This window comes from Asaia sp. A2 (assembly GCF_057319415.1).
This window is the reverse complement of the sequence record NZ_JBXWTO010000010.1, coordinates 84867-102679: the sequence shown is the minus strand read 5'-3', so window position 1 is coordinate 102679 and position 17813 is coordinate 84867. Positions and strand designations below refer to the sequence as shown.

The 17813-nt window shown below is 61.0% G+C and carries 15 protein-coding genes; 10 read left to right on the top strand and 5 right to left on the bottom strand.

Annotated elements, in window-relative coordinates; translation table 11 throughout:
* Positions 1-68: 68 nt before the first annotated feature.
* The 5 genes from ACWNRM_RS10280 to ACWNRM_RS10260 all read right to left on the bottom strand — a co-directional run bounded on the left by ACWNRM_RS10280 (position 69) and on the right by ACWNRM_RS10260 (position 7145).
* Complete coding sequence (locus ACWNRM_RS10280) at positions 69-2219, bottom strand: DotA/TraY family protein (RefSeq protein ID WP_485170626.1); 2151 nt, start codon at positions 2217-2219, stop codon at positions 69-71.
* A 20-nt stretch (positions 2220-2239) separates the two neighbouring features.
* Positions 2240-4039 carry a hypothetical protein gene (locus tag ACWNRM_RS10275; protein ID WP_485170627.1) on the bottom strand — a complete coding sequence of 600 codons (1800 nt, stop codon included), beginning with the start codon at positions 4037-4039 and terminating at the stop codon, positions 2240-2242.
* Positions 4040-4050: 11 nt separating this feature from the next.
* A complete protein-coding gene (locus ACWNRM_RS10270) occupies positions 4051-5244 on the bottom strand; it encodes a hypothetical protein (RefSeq protein ID WP_485170628.1) in 1194 nt (397 codons plus the stop codon).
* Positions 5241-5822 carry a hypothetical protein gene (locus tag ACWNRM_RS10265; RefSeq protein ID WP_146926833.1) on the bottom strand — a complete coding sequence of 194 codons (582 nt, stop codon included), beginning with the start codon at positions 5820-5822 and terminating at the stop codon, positions 5241-5243. The genes ACWNRM_RS10270 and ACWNRM_RS10265 overlap by 4 nt, the downstream gene beginning before the upstream one ends.
* Before the next feature lie 879 nt (positions 5823-6701).
* On the bottom strand, positions 6702-7145 hold the full coding sequence (locus ACWNRM_RS10260; RefSeq protein WP_485172208.1) for a hypothetical protein: 444 nt from the start codon (positions 7143-7145) through the stop codon (positions 6702-6704).
* 20 nt (positions 7146-7165) lie between these two features.
* Between ACWNRM_RS10260 and ACWNRM_RS10255 the strand changes: the two genes are divergently transcribed.
* The 10 genes from ACWNRM_RS10255 to ACWNRM_RS10210 all read left to right on the top strand — a co-directional run bounded on the left by ACWNRM_RS10255 (position 7166) and on the right by ACWNRM_RS10210 (position 17813).
* Positions 7166-7822: a DotI/IcmL/TraM family protein gene (locus ACWNRM_RS10255; protein ID WP_485170630.1), complete on the top strand. Its 657-nt coding sequence runs from the start codon at positions 7166-7168 to the stop codon at positions 7820-7822.
* A complete protein-coding gene (locus ACWNRM_RS10250) occupies positions 7815-8789 on the top strand; it encodes a DotH/IcmK family type IV secretion protein (protein WP_146926825.1) in 975 nt (324 codons plus the stop codon). Before ACWNRM_RS10255 ends, ACWNRM_RS10250 begins: the two co-directional genes overlap by 8 nt.
* Positions 8786-10147, top strand: coding sequence for a DotG/IcmE/VirB10 family type IV secretion system protein (locus ACWNRM_RS10245; protein ID WP_485170631.1), 1362 nt, complete (start codon positions 8786-8788; stop codon positions 10145-10147). The genes ACWNRM_RS10250 and ACWNRM_RS10245 overlap by 4 nt, the downstream gene beginning before the upstream one ends.
* A gap of 59 nt (positions 10148-10206) precedes the next feature.
* Entirely contained in the window at positions 10207-11274 is a 1068-nt protein-coding gene (locus tag ACWNRM_RS10240; protein ID WP_485170632.1) for a hypothetical protein, read from the top strand.
* A gap of 15 nt (positions 11275-11289) precedes the next feature.
* Entirely contained in the window at positions 11290-11823 is a 534-nt protein-coding gene (locus ACWNRM_RS10235) for a hypothetical protein (RefSeq protein ID WP_485170633.1), read from the top strand.
* 61 nt (positions 11824-11884) lie between these two features.
* Positions 11885-12304 (top strand): hypothetical protein, encoded by a 420-nt coding sequence (locus tag ACWNRM_RS10230; RefSeq protein ID WP_485170634.1) that lies wholly within the window; start codon positions 11885-11887, stop codon positions 12302-12304.
* A gap of 112 nt (positions 12305-12416) precedes the next feature.
* Positions 12417-13082: a hypothetical protein gene (locus ACWNRM_RS10225; RefSeq protein ID WP_485170635.1), complete on the top strand. Its 666-nt coding sequence runs from the start codon at positions 12417-12419 to the stop codon at positions 13080-13082.
* Positions 13079-16282: a type IV secretion protein DotO gene (locus ACWNRM_RS10220; protein ID WP_485170636.1), complete on the top strand. Its 3204-nt coding sequence runs from the start codon at positions 13079-13081 to the stop codon at positions 16280-16282. Before ACWNRM_RS10225 ends, ACWNRM_RS10220 begins: the two co-directional genes overlap by 4 nt.
* A gap of 153 nt (positions 16283-16435) precedes the next feature.
* A complete protein-coding gene (locus ACWNRM_RS10215) occupies positions 16436-16681 on the top strand; it encodes a hypothetical protein (RefSeq protein ID WP_485170637.1) in 246 nt (81 codons plus the stop codon).
* Between the two features lie 130 nt (positions 16682-16811).
* A complete protein-coding gene (locus ACWNRM_RS10210; protein ID WP_485170638.1) occupies positions 16812-17813 on the top strand; it encodes a TrbG/VirB9 family P-type conjugative transfer protein in 1002 nt (333 codons plus the stop codon).

Genomic DNA, 17813 nt, shown 5'->3' with positions numbered 1-17813 from the left:
TGCTCCTCCTGATGCCGTCCGTGGGTTCTGGTAACAACGATACGATAGAGCCGGTTGCCGATCCATCATTATTTTCTTTCACTCATGGCGGTCTGGGCCAGCTTGCGCGTTTCCTCCAGCGCCTTGCCCTGGCTGTGCTTGCCAGTTGTTTCACTCACCCAGCTATCGCTGTCCACACGGCCGATCGAGGCGAACCCGGCCATAGCCGTTGCATGGTGCGGAATGGTCGAGATCAGGCGGAAGCAGAGATTGGCAAGCGCTATTTCACCCGAGACGAACACGGCGATGATGACGATATCGCCGAGCAGATTATCGAGCAGATAGCCGTCGGCGAGGACAAAGCCCGCACAGATCGCCATGCCCTTCATCAGGAACCAGCTACCGAGGGAAAACAGGGTGTAGCTTGTCATCAACCCTGCCAGCATCAGGATCGGCCGCAGCAGGATATGAAAGGCCATCTCATAGACCCGTATCCCCTTGCCGTGCAGTCCTTCCCCGCCGAGAACGAGATGCGCGATCGCCCCGATCGGCAGGGCAATAACGGCTTCGATCAGGATGATGAACCACCCCATGACACCGGCAAAGAAATACATGAAGGGCATCATCGGCAGAAGATAGGCGAGGATCAGACCTGGGATCAGGAGCGCCAGAAGCGCGCTCATGATGGCGGGTGCCAGATGGGACAAAAGGCTGCCGCCTAAAAAACGGAGGCCAGAGAGGACAGCACCAACCTCATTTCCGGTCACAGCGTCTTTGCCGGCATTGAGCAGGCTTGCGCCAGGGTCGCTCTCAGCAAGCGCTAGAACGCCCATAGTAGCGAACGAAGAATGGATCAAGAAATGTCCCAGGTGAATCATGGAAGCAAAAGGATCGACCCATCCCGAGCCTGCGGCCGGAGCCACGACCAGCGACATCATGGTTGTCGTGAGGCTCTCATTGAGATGCAGACGGCGTAATGCCCAATCAAACGGCGACGACAATGACGGCGGATCCTCGGTTCCGAACCCGGCTTCGAGTTCGGGCGCCTGTCCAGGTATCGCGGACGTATCGAGCAACGTTAGTGAAGCATTTTGGTCGGCCTGATAGGTATCGAGCGCCTGGATGTAAGGCTTGAGATCCTGAGCCAGATATCCGCCCAACATATAATAGTTGGGCGCCGCCACGGTGGGGGTAATCGAGGACGCAGCGAGGACCTGACCGTTCAGGCGTGCGATTTCGAGATAATAGGCCGCAGCCCCTGTCCAACCGAGACGATGCATTTCGGCAATCCCGGGATCTTCTCTGCCGCCATTAGTCGCGTTGCGCATCGTTGCGATCGCACTCACAGCGGCACCGACAAGAGCATTGTTGTATTTATTTGCCTCCTCGAGCAAGACCGGATTTAGCTGGGTCAAAGGGGCGGCGCTATGGTTCGTGTACATGGCTCTTGCGATCGGCGCGACCTTCTCGCGAATATCAGCAACAAGAGTTTTGAACGCCGCAAACTGGGCATCGGAAATATCCGGGAAGTTCAGGCCAACACGCTGGTCGTGCGAAGGAGGATGGTAGACTTCCACTGATCCACACACATCGGGAAGGCCATAATCGAGTTTGATGCTGTAGGTGCCGGTGCTGTAAACAGGCTCCGGAATGGACTGACTGTTATTGGTAAAGGCGTTGATCAGGCCTCGGCACATCTCATTCGCGATGACGCCCTGCACGACGGTGCGCGTATTGGGTACTATCGGATCGGCGATCGGGAGGGCTCGGGGGCCGACCGCATCGATAATGGCGTTGTTGAGCATCCGGGCCGCGTTGATCGAGCCGATCCCGATACCATCGACGAAAACGGCCTGACCGGGGCTCAGCCCGTTCAGGCCTGGCGCCGGTATCAGCAAGGCGCTGGCCAGGGCATAGCGGGGCACGACCCAGCCATTGAACTTGTTCGCCAGTATCTCGCCCGTCTCGCTGACTTCATGACCCTTGAGCATCAAGGCATAGAGCGCATAGAGGCTGCCCAGACCGGCCACGAGGACATTGATGATCTGATACATCGTGCCCGTGGCCGTACTGGCCCCAGCGCCGATCGGGAAAAGGGTATGAAGCGCCCAGATCGTCCAGTCATCACTGGTGTCATAGTTCCAGGTCGGCGTGGCCGCCGTGGCGACGGTACTGTCCTGCGCAAAGGCAGGAGCAACCCCCAGAACGAGCAACATAAGGACTGCAATCGGACCGATCATGGCGCTTTTCCCCTTTCGCATCAGACGTCGCGCGACATGCCGCTCTCCTGGCTTTGCGTCTGTTGCCGGTTGAATACGCGCTGGATGGCCTCCTTGACCTTTTCGAACAGCTTGCGGATCTGCTCGGGAATTTCCTCGAACAGGCTCTTGCCTTCCTGCTGGCCGGGCTGGGATTGCATGCGGCCTGCGAGCTTCTTGTCCTTCTCGTTGATATGCATGAGCGCATCGTCATCGAGGGTCTTGCCCAGGGAGATCGCGACCTGCTGGACAGCCTTGCGCTGAACCTCCCAGTTCTGCACAGCCGCCTGGACCTTGCCGTACTGGGCGGCCAGTTCGGGATCGGCGGCGATCGCCTCATCGAGCCTGGTGCGCAGATGGGCGGCCTTGCCGTCCTTTTTCATCTCGGCGATGACGGCGACGCGGCTCAGATTATTCTCCGATCCAAAAGCGTTGATCTCGTCGTTGATGGGACGCAAGCGGTTGCTCAGCGCAGTAACGCTTTCCGAAAGTCCGTCACTCGCCACATGGCACTGACGCAGGGCAAGGTTGAGTGCCCTCTCGGCTTCCTTGACCTTGCCCGCCTCCTTGACCCGCTCCGAAAGGGGCTTGCCAAGCTTGAAGCCGAAATTGGGAAATGGCAGCCCGATGCGCGGGCGCTCGGCTTCTGCCGCTGTTGCTTCTGGTTGAGATGTCGGCGCTACATGGGGAGCGCTGCCGAGAGTGGGCTGTGATGGTTCCTCGGGTGACACCGGGGTTTCCAGGGTGGGCGGCACATCCGTGGGAAGATCCTTGTTAACGGTCCCGCCGGGCTTCTGCTCATTCCCCTGCGCGCTGGAGACATCTCTCTCCTCAGGCGCGCGATCTTCCGCCTCCTTCGCATGCTCGACATCGTCGCGACGACGCTGCTCGTCCTCCTGGGGGGTTGATGCGGGATCGCGGGCCGATTGCGCCCGGTCCGCTGCCCGGTTCGCCTTGGTTTCGGCCTTCAGACTGGCTTGGTACTCCTCCTCGAACCCGGGCGGGATCTCGTCCTGAGCAGGTGCCCTGTTTTCGGCGATAGGAGCGGCTGGCTGGGGCTCGGATACCGGCTCAACGCTGGGCCTGTCGACATCCTGGGCCGGGGTGCCCGCACTCTGTTCCGCTTTCGGCTCTGGCGCGACCTCAGGTGCGCTGGCCGGTTCGTCGCGGACCACGGGGTCTTGCGCAACCGAAGGACCTGACGGTTCCTTGGATGCAACAGGCGCTGGCGTCACCTCCGGCCCGGAAGCGGGCTCCTGCACGGCAGGCGCGACAGGACGCGGCTCTTCCTGTCGCGCCTGCGCGGCCAGCCCACGTCCCTGAAGGAAGTCCTCAAGGCGCGCTTCAAGAGCGCCGATTGCCTTATAGGCGCGTGCCGCGTTCTGTTCCTCCGGGGTGAGGCCTGCCATTGTCACAGCCTGGCTGCGCACACGGCTTGCAAGGCTACGATCGTCCAGAAGATCGGCCTGGCGTAACAAAGCCTTCATGTCCTCATTGGCCAGCCCGGGGTAAGTCCCACGCCGACGTTCGGATTCCATACGCAAATCGAGAGGCACGTAAGCGAGAGGCGCTGAGGGATGATTGCGGTTCCAGTCGCCGATCAGCCATAGCGCCTGGGTACGAAAGGCCTCGTCCCTGGCCGCATCAGGCGCACGGCTTGCTTCGATCAGACGATTGAGATCGTCGGACAAGGCGCGCTGTCCCGGCGGCAGCGCGTCATTGACGGCCTTCAGATGCTGCAGAAAATCGATCAGGCTGTCGGGCTGCGCGCCGGAAACGGAATTGGAATTGGTCTCGGACACAGGACTGTCTCCTATTGTGCCGACGGTGCCGGCAGAGTGCTGGGGGATTTCAGACGGTCCTCGGCGGAATGCGCGAGAAGCGTGGCGACCGCGAGAGCCTGCTGCTGCTGCAGCTTGTATTGCTGCCACAGGATCCAGTTCTGCTGGGCGAGCATCATGGCGATCTGGATCTCGACCGGTTTGCCGGGCGGCATCGCCTGCAGATCCTTCTGGTATTGCAGACCGGAATAACGGCGATTGACCTCGAGCTCGGCCGCCTCATTGACCGATACCTTGTCCGAGGAGGGCAGACCTTCATGGGTCTGTTCTTCCTTCTGGGCGGTGGTCAGCGTCACGGTCTGCGCATGGGTACCGATGACGCCATTGGCGATTTCATGGCTCAACGACATCGCAGCGTTATAGGACCGACGAAGGGGCGCCATATTGCGTCCGGCAGCAGAACTGCGTGCGCTGCCACGCAGATCCGGCGGCGCCACGGGCTGGATCAGATTGCTCTCATAGGCGGCTGCCGCATCGATGCTGTCCTGGTCGGGATAGGTCAGAACGCCGATCGCGTGGCCGGCATCCTGATCCGCATCCTGCAGGGCGCTGCTTTTGGGCAGCGAACACAGTCCCGCCTCGGCGTCGTTCGCGTCGCAGAACTGTTTGGTGTGGAGCTGGTTCGACGCCTCGACGCCCTGAGCGCCGCCATTATAGGAGGGGGTGCCGGGACCGGCCGCACCACGTTGCGTTTTCGCCGTTGCGAGGGCCTGCGCCACGTCATTGGCGTTACTCGCTGCCACGACCACGGATTGTCCGCCGTTCAGGTTGAGGCAGTCCTGACGATTGGTGGTGTAGTTGTCACGCAGACCCGCATTGCGGATATCGCGCATGCTGCGCAGCTGGACCATGTTGTTGGCGTTGGCGATCTGCTGCTGGGCGCCGACCTGTGCCTTCATGTAGTTCGAGAGCTGCGTGAAGCCGTTTCCAGTCACCTTGTTGAGCAGGCCCATACCTGTGCTGACGGCTTTTTCGACCGCGCCCATCGCCCCGTTGAGGACACCCTGCATCGTGGTAATGGCGGCGACGATCGGTGCCGTATCGATGCCAAATATGGCATAGGCCGGTCGCGGAGAGAGGATCGTTCCTGCCAGAAAAACGCTCGCGAGGATCGCGCCACGGCGAAGCCGAGACAAACCAGGCCGGTTATCACCTGCCGGGCTCATTGGCGTTGCTCCGTCAGGCCAGTTGATGTGCCAAGTGGGGCGATCGCATAGCCGTCAGGCATCTGCGTACTGCCCTCGACCCCCCAGCTCTGCTGACCGCTGGTATTGGTCGAAGCGGAAACGAGCGTATCGCCGCCGCCCCCAAGATTGATCGAGGGGCAGAACGTTCCGGACCCGGTACCGAGGCCTGCGCCAAAATTCGTATTGATGCCTGTGACTGTCAGGCCACATTGCGCCGCCCCTTGCAGGGAATTCCACTTATCGGTCAGAGCCGAGCAGAATTGTCCGGCGACCTTCTGGGCGATGGACGCGGGATTGAGCCCCGAGGTGATCACATCGAGCCCGACGCCGTTGAAGAAATTCCCCAGACAGGTGAACTGAGTGATGTCCTGAGGCTGCTTGATGGTCGTGTCATCGGCCTTGATCACACCGGCCATGCCATCCGCCGCGGCCTGCACGAGCTGATTGCACTGATCGTCGGCACCGAAGACCGCAGACGGCGCGCCACCCATCATGCCCGTCAGGGCCAGAAAAGCGCCGAGTTTTCGACAGCACTGTCTTTCGACGGCAAAAAGCATGAACGAGGCTCTCCGGTATCACGGCACGACCACCGCCGGGTCAGGGTCGCCGCGAATGATCCAGAGAGCGAGCGGGAAAAATGTAGGCGGCAGGAAAAAACCTCTTGCGCCGATACGAAGGTCTCGGCCGTCCCGATAGACGCCTTTTGGCGGACAAAAAACCCCTACAACAAGCGCCGTTTTTTTCGGGCGGAAAGGGTCGATTTTGCCAGATAAACACTGGCCTGCGTGACTCAGCTGTACTAGGCTCAGAAAGGTTCCCGCTAAGCCCGCGGAAGACCCGCGCTCCATGCCTTCCACCTGTCGTGAAATATTTTCTTAATAAATATCTGAATATCCATAATTATCAGTTCTTTGCCAGACATTCCGTGCGAAAACACGACATCCGCCCTGAAAAGTTCACAATTGTCCCCATTTTTTTATTGTGACGAAGTGCAAAAATCGGTATCGTTAATCAGACATCAATCTCCAGCAAAAAGCGTGAAGGGGCTTCGTTTTGACATTTTCGATATTCGCCCTCGACCACGCTCCTGCCCGCGCACCGAAAAAGCGCGACCCCTACGTGTTCGAAACCTTGGCGGAGTGGAAGGCCTCACCTTTCTACCGCCCCGCCCCCAAGCCTCGGGCGCGCCGTCTGTGGTCCCGTGAGGAAGAACTTTTGGTGGCGGATCGTTACCCTACCGAAACTCCCGTGCGGGACATTGCGCCTGTGGTCGGGCGTACGATCGGCGCCATTCGCGCGAAAGCGCGAAAATTAGGTTTTTTCAGACCCAAAAAAGGGCTTGACAAAAATCTGCTTTTGACCCCCCCCCCCCCCCGCGGCGTTCAGAGCTAACCCCGACCTGGTCGGTTGATCTCGATTTTCTGACGGTTCCACTCTCACAGTGGAAATCCATCATCCCCCGCGACAGCGGCGGTCGCCCACTTTGGTACAATAATCTGATCGATGGTTTGCGCGGCGTCTGGTGTCGCGGGATCGCGGCCGAAACGATTGCGGAAATATTCGGCGTATCGCGCTCGTCCATGTGGGCGGCGGCCGATAGTCGCAACCTGCCAAGACGCACAAATCATGCGAAGCGAGGGCAGGGTCTGAGCGGAAAAGCGCTTGATGCGCTGATCGCGCTGGACGAGATCCCGGAACTTGCGCGGAATGCCCTGCCCCGCACCGATAGCAGCCTCAAGCGCGGTCGCGATCGTTATTTCCAGGATGCCGCCAAATCGACGCGCGGCTCGCGTGAAGCCATGCGACGTCGCAAGAAAGCACAGCGTGCCGCCGGCAGTTGCCTGGATGACGGCGATCCCTTCTGGATAGCCGGCACTCACAACCTGAGCGCACTCTGGTCATGAGCGCGACCGGCCCCAAGGCGCTTCAGCGCCATATAATGGACCCGTTGTTCAGGCAGCACGTTGCCGAGCGCGCACTGCAGATCGCTGCCATCAGCGTCGTCCTGAATATTCTTCTGTTTGCAACCGTCATCTGGGAAATCAGCCGACCCGTCGAAAACCATTTCATTTATTTCGACCAGTTCGGCCATCCGAGGGAGTTGCTGACGACGGATAGCCGCGCGCTATCGGATGGCGAACTCGGCGAATGGGCCGTTCATCGCATCGTCAATCTCTACACGATGAATTTCAAGAATGTCGACGATCACCTCAACGAGGCACGTACCGATTTTAACGTCAGTGGGTGGAATGGATGGTTCAGCCGCTTTCGCGAGAAAGGCAACGTCGCCTTCATCAAGCAACTGCGCGTCTATGTCTCGGCGATTCCGCAGACGGCGCCCACCATTCTCGAAGAAGGCGTCGATGCCCAGCACCATTATATGTGGCGATTGCGTTTTCGTGTGGCCGTAACATGGGAGAATAACCAGCCACCACCGGTCAACGATCATTATCAGATCACCATGACTGTGCGCCGTACAGCAAACCCGATCTATAAATCCGGTCTGGAAATCACGCAGCTCGACGCCGTACCGGTCACTGGTGGGGATAATGGCTGACGCGCGAGCGCAACATCGCTGGTGCAGGCAGGCACTCCCGTTGCTGGCAGTATGTGCCATGAGCGTGATCGCGCCCCTCGCCCAGGCGGCGGAACCGGATGACGAACGGCACGGACCCAGCGGCGTCTACGCGGGTCCTCCCCTGACGCCGGGCGAAATTACGTCCCTCCGCGAGCATCTCGACAACAAATACGATCAGGCTCAGCAATTGCTCGACGATCATGGCAATCCCGACCGGGTAGGCCTGCCCGTGCATCGCACGGTCACTGTCTCCCTGACAGGCGGTGGCGCGATCAATATTCTCAATCTCGCCCAGGGGTTCGCGACGGCAATCAGTTTCATCGACTCAACAGGCGAGCCCTGGCCGATCGAATACAATGCCAACAGCAACAGTTCGGGCGGGTGCCGGAACGGTCCGAATGGGCAACAGAATGCCGGACAGGCGGTAATGATCACAGGTGCGTCCTCGTGCATACCGGCACCCGGATCGAATGTCCTGCAGATCCAGCCGGACTCGAAATACCCACGTGGCAACCTGATCGTCACTCTCAAAGGGGCGCCCAAACCCCTAGTATTTCAGTGGATCGCAGGGCCTGGCGCCTATGATGCCGATCTGACGTTTCGTCTGCGCGAGCGCGGCCCCAATGCAAAGGCCGATCTGTCGGGCGTGTCCGACATGCCGCTCACGGGTACGGCCGACCTCAACAATTTCGGTGACGGAACCCCGCCCGCCGAAGCCATGCCGCTCGATGTCCGCAATATCTCCGCTGACGACGTGCAGGCGTGGAAATATCACGGGCATTATTATCTGCGCTCACGCTACGAACTCCAGTCGCCAGGGCCGACCGGCGGGTATCGTCTGACCGGCGGGGCAGGCTGGGTCTATGAAATGCCTGTGACCCCGGAGTTGTATCTCTGGGTCAATCAGAGCCCGCTCAAGGTCTATCTGGCGGAGGGCGGTTCGTGAGCGATACGCAGGCTGAAGCGGAAGAAAGAATGCTCGCCGAGCAGGAACGGCAGCGCGCGAAATCCCAGGCGAATGCCGATCTGCGCATCAGATCGCGCAAGGGGATGAAATATCTTCTCTGCTTTGCAGCCGTCGGTGCGTCGGCCTTCGGTGCACTGCATTACATGGCGCACACAAATTCCGGGACGAGCTCGCAGGTGGCAGCACCGCCGAAGATGAAAGGCAATGCGGGCGGTACCAATAATTCCGTGCGTATCCGCCAGGATTACTGGAACGCGGACCAGGCCGATGCAAAGGCTGCCGAGCGGGCGCATCAGAGTTACACGCCAGCCCTGCCTGGGCGGGGTCTTGGCGCCGATGCACAGGATCGCGGTCTGAGCGATGCTTCCAAGGGGAGTGCCACGCCCGATCCTGCCACCACCAAGCCCCCGGCGCCTGGAACGCAGCCCACTGGTACGACCGCTGGCACGTCTGCCCCTCTCGGCAAGGGAGGCCGGGGGGACGTCCCCTCCAATCGTGGTGTGGGCGGAACCGATCTGGCGCTTAAAAGCGATGTCGGCTCCGGGCGCAGCGTAGCCCCGCCTGGTCTGTCACCGACCGCACTGGAACAGATCTACGAGGCATGGTCGTCTCATGGCATTGCCATTGAAATGGGCAAGGCACCTGCGCGTGAATCGGTACATGCCGGTAGCCCGGGGGGCGACCAGGCAAACGGGCCTCCCGTGACCGGAGGCCCGACAGACCTCGGCATGCACAGTGCCACTGCCTCAACTGACCGTGCTGCGAACGCTCCTGACGCTGCCGGTCAGGGCAAGACGCTGCTTGCCGCAGGACGCGGCATCTATGCCCATACGATCACAGCCGCCAACAGCGATCAGAAGGGGCCGGTGCTTGCCGATGTCGATAGCGGGCCCTTCACCGGCGCGCGGCTGATCGGTGAGTTCGACCGCGAGGAGGATCGTCTGGTCGTTCACTTCACCCAGCTGGTCATCGATGATCACGATCCGTTCTCGGTCGATGCACGCGCGATCGCGCCGGACACCATGGAAACGGCGGTCGCGAGCGAAGTGAACGAGCACTACCTGACGCGCATCGCGCTTCCCACCGCTGCTGCCTTCGTGCAGGGCCTGGGTCAGGCCATGCAGTCCACCAATACCCAATCCTATACGGGGGGGCTCGGCGGCATCACGTCCTTTACGCATCTGACGCTGCCACAGCAGCTCGGCGTCGCTGCCGGCTCGGCGGGGCAGACGCTCGGTCAGGTGCTGCAGAAAGCGACCCCCCAGCAGGCAACCGTCACCCTGGCCGCCAATAGCAGCATCGGGGTCCTTTTCCTCAAACCGGTCATCAGCAAATGAGCGCAGCCCTCCTTAGAAGACGCTTCTCCTCCGAAGCCAGTCATCTCCACGAGGTTCCGATGTCAGAGACGACCCAAAAATTCGAGCCCGTCGACCTGCCTGGCGCACGACGCCCGCCTCCCGCCGCACCGGCCGATCCGGGGCCTGCCGAACAGGAGGCACCCCGTGCCCGGATCGTCACACCCGAGGAAGGGAGAAGGGCCCCGCAGAAGAAGCGCCTCCTGATCGGGGTGGCTCTCTCCGTGCTCGTCGTCGGGGCGGGCGCGAGCGTCTGGCTGCAACAGCACACTGCGTTGCACCGCAACAACACTGCCATGGCCCCTGTTCAGGCGGACGCTCCCGCGCCCGGCTCTGCACCCAGCCAGACGCATGCTGGAACGAATGCGGCCCATCCCGAACACGGTCCCGCTGCCCTGAAGATGCCAGCCCCCGAGCCGAGCCCTGTCACCGGCAAGACGGCGCCGACTGCAACAGCGGCAGCAACAGTTCAGCCAGTCATCGGCACCTTGCCTGCCCCCTCAGGCGCAACGGGTCAGCCTGCCACCCCCGCGCAGTCGTCAGTCAGCGTCCAGGACGATGCACGTCCCGCACCCGTGCCCATGCAACAGGTCGTCGATCTGCTTCTCAAGCGCCTCGGAGAACTCGAGGCCGCGCAAAAGCAGGAAGCCGCAGAGCGCAAGGCGCTAGGGGACACCCTCGAACAGCAGGACACGGCGCTCACGGCCGCCATGAACCGCGAGGCGGGTCGCCTGGACGAGATCAGCGGCAGTCTGCATTCGATGCTGATTGCCGTGCAGACCCCGAAAGCGCCGGAGGTGAAAGCGTCGGTCGCGCCCGGCAATGCGACGGTGTCAGCCCCTGCGCCCATCAGGCACGCCACAAGCCTCACGCCGGGCCCATCGGTGCAAAAGAAAGAGGGCGTTGCAGCACCTCGGGCCGAAGGCGAAAGACGCGCCCGCTACGCGATCGACGCCGCATCGCCCTCGATCGCGATCGTCCATATGGCGGGGGGGCGCGCAATCGAACTGCGCGTCGGCGATGTCCTTCCGGGATATGGCCATGTCAGGCTGATCGAGCAGGTCGGCGATGCATGGTTCATCCGCACCGATAACGGAACGATACGGTGAGACAGGGGGCGGGCCATGTTTACGCTGGTAGACGAACTGTCGAGCGCGGGCGCAATCCTCCTAGCGTTCCTCTGCGTCGTCTCGGGTCTGAGCGGTCTGCTGGCCGCCCTGTACATGGCCATGATGCGCTCGCGTGCGAGACACGGCGAGGGGCCAGGTTTACCGCAGATCCTCGGCGTCGCGCTTGTCAGCGCGACACTTCTCACCTTCGCGAATTTCACCAACGTACTCAATGCGAGCGTGGGATCGGATATGGTCGTCTCGGTCGGGGCGCCCACGCAGCTGCGTGCGGGCGATGTGGATCTGACGAATTTGCCGACCAAAACGCTGGCGGCGCTGATCCAGAGCTTTCTCGCGCCGCTCAAGGCGTATTTCTGGGTCTACGGCATGCTCTTTCTCTACATGTCCCTGATGAAGATCAAAGCCAAAGTGAGCGGCCATTCCCGCGCGTCAGCTGCAGGCTGTTTTATCCAGACCGCGGGATCCCTCTTCGTCATGCATTCGGACTTCCTCATCCCTTACCTGCTCAAAAAAGTAGGCCTTGGCTGAAAACGCCTCTCCCATCCCTCTCCTTCCAATTCCGCAACCACTCCCCGACAGGACAGTCCCGATGAGTTTTTTCCTCCACCATCCCACCTTCGCCCGTGGCTTTTCGCTTATGCGCCGCCACAGCGCGGTTCTTTCGCTACTGCTCGTCGCTTGCGTTGTCCTTGCCTCTCCGGCGCACGCACAGACAATCGACACCTGGATGCAGAGCTGGGTGCAACGAGCCCTTACCGCCTTCCGCTACCTGATCGCCTTCATCTGCGTGGTTGGCGGGCTGGGCGCTATTCTTTGGGGCGTGATCCACTTCATCATCCTGATGCGCGGGCGTAATTCGCAGCACAGCCTGTTTGCGATCGGGTCAAGCATAGCTGGTGGGGTTATTCTGCTCTCATTTGCCGCCTTCTCCGGCATGCTGACCCGCAGCCAGTCCTCGAACGGCGTCGAGTTCAACGGCTCTGCCCAGCAGATCCAGATGGACCAATAACACGGCGGGGAGTGATTACTCCCCTCCAGGATGCTTTTCGACACACGCGTATGGCCCCGATTGCGGGGCGCGCTGACATCCCTGTCATCTGATTTTAGCCAGCAGGATTTCCATGTTCGGTCTGTTCAGTAAGCGTCATAACGGCCCGGCCGGCGAGGCGAGCCCGGAGTTGCTGCAGGAACACAACGCTCCTGATGGCGCCCTGACGTCCGACGCCCCTGTTTTCTGGCACGCCCCCCTGCCCGCGCTTGCGCGCAAAATGCCCTCCTCCCCCTGGCAGCGCACCGAGGACACCAGCGCCGCCTGCGCCTGTTGCGGCACCCCGCACGCGGGAATGGCGTTCGACACTTCTCCATTATGCATCACCTGCGCGTCCGTCCTCTCCTTCGATCTGAAAGGCTTGGATGAAAGGGCGGAGCCGGTCTGGCTGCCTTTCATCAGTCAGGCCGCTCTGAACAGGGTGATGGGTGCGCATCTGCGGACGTGCCGCGCCAGTCTCGCGCAGACGCCTGCCGAGCAAAGCCAAGCCGCTGGGATAGAACCCGGAAAGGAACAATTCGCTCATCTGATGCAGGATGCGCATCGCGCCGCCCAGATGCGCCTTGGCGACGTTTCGGCAAGCGACCTGGTCTCGGCCTGGCGGGCTCTCGCCCCCGATACGTTCGAGGTTGAGACCGCGATCCGCTTTCTTCCCAGGGGAGTCTGGCAAAACGCGTTCGGCCGGAACGTCTTTACAGAGTTTTTCACACAACCGACGACAGGCGGCGTGACCTCATGAAAATCGCGCTGCCCACCTGGCTGGTCCCGTCCGCATCGACCGACCGGACAGAGCCCGAGCAAACAGCCTCTGTGCAGACCGATCGACCTGCACTCGCACGTCCGGCCCTGGGCGGCGCACTCATGCGCATGATCGGCCAGGCCTCCGTTTATGGCAAACGCACGGTCAGCAGTTTCTGCGCGCTCGCCACATCGGATGGAGACTCCCTCATCACCTTCGAGGGGGCCTATATGTCGCTGATCCGCATCCAGGGATCGGCTGTCGTGCTCGATGCGCACGAAACCGAGGCAAAGGCCAGGATCCTGCGTAACAGGCTCTCAGGCCCGCTGGATGGCAAAGGCCACGCGCTTCAGTTTCACTTCGTCTCGGACCCTGCGACGGCCGGAGACGCGATAGAGCGATGCGTCGAGGAAGCGCGTGCGATCGCAACCCGTCTCGACGCCGATTTCGACGATGTATTCACAGAATGGCTACGCATTTTTCCGCAGACCATGCGCTATGAGGATTGCTGGGTGGCCGTGTGGAGCAAGAAGGCCCTGCTCAACCGACAGGAACAAAAAGCCGCAAGACGCGCACAGAAATCCACCGCCGCCGATATGCCCCGGCTGGAGGAGGCGCAGGATCCGGGTCTCGCCGATCCCGATCTGGCGTCGCGTCATGCGTCCTTCGTCCAGCAGGTCAGCCAGGCCTTCAGCGACATTCGGGTGCAGACTCATATCCTCTCGCCGCAGGAGACGCTCAAGACCATCCGGTCCATCATGTATCCCGAAACGCGCGACGATCTATGGCGGGCTGTCATGCCGCCTGACGAGCCGCCTGTACGCATGCCCGATACCGACACCCCTGCAGATATCGACCATCTGCTCTGGCCGCCTTTGCGCGAGCAGATCTTCCCCATGGAAGCCCAGACGGATGGCTACACCATAGCCCGGTTCGGGATACTGGACTGGGCACCGCTCGACATGACGCTCGCGCCGGATGTGACACAGGGTGAGGCTGCGCCCATTGTGTTCGGGGATCTGGTGCGCGCACTGGCCCCTCGTGACGTGCCCTGGCGTGCGACTTTCCTGATCGAGGGCGAGGGCGAGGGATTCATGCGCGGCAAGGCGTTCGGGCTCGATTTTCTCAATTTCTGGCCCAATCGCCACAAGACCGTTGCCCATAAGCAGGTCAACGAAATCCGTCGGTTCAAGACCGATACGATCGTGCGTCTACGCGGCAATTTTGCAACCTGCGCACCAATGGGGGAGCGCTCCCTGCTGCAGCTGCGCGTCTCGCGGCTTCAGCAGGGCCTCAATGCCTGGGCGAGCTGCCAGAGCTCGCGCTGGTGCGGCGATCCTGTTGCTGGCACGCTCAGTGCGGTACCAGGTTTGGACACAGCCTCGACCGCGCCATCCCATGCACCACCGCTCAATGACGCGCTATCCCTCATGCCCTGGGCCCGCCCGGGCCTGCCTTGGGAGAAGGGCTCCGTTCTGTTTCGCGCGCCTGACGGCGCAGCCATGCCGTTCGATCCCGGCGCAAGCGGTCGGCCTGCGACGCTCGATCTTTTCGTCGCCCCTTCGCGATCGGGCAAGTCGATCGCAGCGAACCGCATCCTTCTGGGCACGGTGCTCAGTGCTGCCTCGGCGACCAATGACGGCTATCGCTTTCCCCTCATCGCCAAACTCGATATCGGCGAAAGCGTCTCGGGTTTCATCGATATGGTCAAGGCTGCCCTGCCTTTCGACCGACAGCACCTTGCCGCCTATTACCGCATGGATTTCTCGCCCGAGAACGCGTTCAATATCTTCGATCTGGAAGTAGGCTGCCGTGCGCCGCTGCTCGCGCACAGGACGTTCCTCTCGAACTTTCTCAGCCTGATCTGCCTGCCGGTCGGCGAGGGGGCCAAACCCTACGATCGTATGGATCATCTGATCGAGGCCATTATCGATGTCGTCTATGACATCGTCTCCGACAATCCCAGCGCGACCCGCGCCAAAGTCTATCGCGACGGCATCGATGTGACGATCGATCGCTGGGTCGAGGCACATACGGTCTCGGATGCGAGAGGAGAGCCATGCCTGAACACAGGCGACAGGGAAATCGCGCTTAACGAGAAGACGCTGTGGCTCGAGATCGTGGATGCGTTATGTGCCGCGCGCGAATGGCGGCTTGCCGGGTTTGCCCAGCGCCAGGCTTCTCCCGAGATGCACGATCTGGTTGCAGCAGCAGACGACCAGAGGATCAAGACCAAGTTTGCAAGGGTCCGTCCGACCGGCGCCCAGGAAAACATCACCGACATCTTTTGCGATTATATCGGGCATTTCGAGCGCAAATTCCCGACGATCGGCGTCTGTACCCGGCTCGATCTGGGGGATGCGCGTATCGTCGCCCTCGATGTCGAGCGCATCTGCCCCAAGGATCAGACGGATGGCGCCGTCAGACAGACCGAGATGATGTATCTGCTCGGCTTTTTCATGGTCTCGCGCAAGCTGACCACCGATCCCCAGGACGCGCTCGGCATGCCCGATCTTGTGCGTGAATACCATCGGGCACGCTTCACCGAATACCGCGAAACCTATAAGCGCCTCGATGCAGATGAGTATCATCGCACGGGTCAGAGCGAAAATGTCCGCAATATGGTGCAGTTCGTGGCGCGTGAATCTGCGAAATACCGTCTTAGCCTTGGGATAGCCAGCCAGGCCCCCGAAGACTTTGGTTCGTTCCTGACCGAAAATTCGACCGGACGCTTCATTTTTGGCGCTGCAAGTCAGAAACAGGCGGATCGCATCGGCGATCTCTTCGGCCTGACGACTGCATCGCGCGACATCGTGAGGAACCGGCTCAACGGTCCGGCGAAAGACGGCTCGGGCGCACCCTTTCTGCTGCAGATCAAGGTCAATAACATCTGGTACGAGCAAATGCTCATCAACCAGCTCGGGCCGATCGAGCTCTGGGCGCTCACCACCGATCCGGTCGATCGCGGCTTGCGCACGCGTCTGTATGAGAGCCTTGGCCCCGCCGAGGCGAGACGCCGTCTTGCCCGCGTCTTTCCCAAGGGAACGGCCGTGCCCGAAATCGACCGCCGCAAGAACGCCACGGGGAATGCGACCTTCGACGAAGAAGGCACGAATATCGGCGCAGTCGTCGCCCTTGCGCATGAAATCAGGGATTGCACCGGGATCGCCGCCGTTCTTCGCGGGAGCAGCGACGCGTAGGGCGCACAGAGACATTGCCTCTGACGCATTGATCCAACGTGCGGAGCGATCGCTCCGCTGCTCTACGTTCGTCGCGCCGAAACTTCCCGAATCACACTGATCTGTCTATCTCCTGACAGCTACGGATCGAAACGTGGGAAGGGGAGAATGCCCATGGATGCGGATAAGTTTGGGGAGGAAACCCGTCAGGGTCTGCAGCGCGTCGAAACAAAAATCGACTTGTTGAGTGAGGAGATAAAAAGCCTCACATTGCAAATAATCGCGCTCGAAGCAGCGCTCAATGCGCAGCCTATTGACGACCATCCCTTTCGTGGCAACGCAATATTTTTTAGGAAGGCCTACGCATTCCTGACTGCGCTCTTCAGGGACTTCCGACGACGGCACAACCGATTACGCTAAACCGATGCGCACCCCGTCTTGATCGACCTGGAGTCGAGGTCTTGCCGCAGCGACAAATAAAATAAAAAAAAAGCGACGAAAGACGATTTAATCGCTCGCTCTCTGGATCGCCTTCCCTGACGCTCAGGGTATGAAATCCACGTCTCTCCTTTTCATCAGCCTTACGCTGCTTGCCGGATGCGCCGGATCGCCCGACGATCCGGTCACGGTACGCGTGCCCGGCATGGCTAATCCGGAAGAGCAGTTGGATCGCGCGCTGGATCAGACGCGCAACTTCCTCGTCGACTTCAATGGACGGTTGCCAACACCTGCACGCAATACGGTGGCGCTCCAGCTCGCCGCCGCTTTGCCATTGCATCCCGTTACGAGCCAGCCACAGGCGGCTCCGACGCCAGCATGGCGCGAGAGCACGGCGCCTTCCGCATCAACACTGAGCGCAGCAACCCGGTTTTCAGTGCCGATATCCGGTAAGGGCGGCGTAACCTGGTTCGGGTATGCGGACGGTACACCGCGCCTGGGATGTGCTTCAGGGGCGGTTTGTCTGATCTGGCTCGAGCGGGGCGAAAAGGGCACCGACGACAACATCGTGCTCAGTCCTACGTCGGGCTGGCAGGCCCATCTGATAGCAGGGGCTCATGGCGTGCATGCAGCACCTGCTATCGCGCTGTCGGCGAGTAGCAATACACAGGTGACGACATTACGGGTCTCTACGGATCGGCGCACCTATATCTGGCTTTTAGATCCTTCAGCCCCTTCCATGCCTCGTGTGCGCTTCGTCTATGGCAAGACCGATCCGGTCTCACAGCCCGAAATTGCGCCACCCACAACAGGTCCCGCCCTTCAACAAACGGGGGCGCCTGACTTCGGGTTCACCATTGAGGGGCCGGATGTCCCGTGGAAGCCGCTTCGCGTCTATAGCGAGCACGGCAAGACCTGGATCGAGTTTCCGCCGCATGGTGTTGTGAACAATCCCGATCTGAGCGTCATCGCGCCCCAGCGCGCCACACCGCGTCTACAGCACTTCGTCGCCGACACCCTGGTTGTCGAAGACGTTCTTACGGATTTCATGCTGAGCGCAGGGCCCGGCGCCACACGCTCCACCCTCCATATCAGACATGACGGAAAGCACTGA